Source organism: Sphingobacterium sp. GQ94 (assembly GCF_059758715.1).
In genome coordinates this window covers 1-364 of the sequence record NZ_JCAXEC010000042.1, presented here as the reverse complement: position 1 = coordinate 364, position 364 = coordinate 1, and the positions used below count along the sequence as shown (strand labels likewise).

Genomic DNA, 364 nt, shown 5'->3' with positions numbered 1-364 from the left:
CTCTTGTTCTTGCGTTTTCCGCTATTAAAAAAAGCACATGATCTAGGGATAGCACTTGGCGATATCTACAATAAGTGCAAGAGTAAGAAGGTGGCATTTACCAAGCTTGGACTATGGCACAATCAGGTGGAGCATGCCGGTATATCGTCTTTTGAGAGCGTGGCTAGATCGGTAGCTGCACATCATCCCTATATACTTCATTATTTTGATAACAAGAGCACGAATGCTTCTGCGGAATCTTTCAATGCGAAGTTAAAGGCGTTCAGAAGTGTCTTCCGTGGAGTTAGAGACACCAAATTCTTCTTATATCGGGTTATGAAACTTTATGCTTAAAAAATCACCCCCCAAGAATTCCGATTGATCC

The 364-nt window shown here is 41.8% G+C and carries 1 protein-coding gene; it reads left to right on the top strand.

What is annotated here, in order from left to right; all coding sequences use genetic code 11:
- Positions 1–333, top strand: a 333-nt coding sequence (locus AC6CHH_RS16410) for a transposase (protein ID WP_498284795.1), incomplete at its 5' end; no start/stop codon positions are given.
- Positions 334–364: the final 31 nt, after the last annotated feature.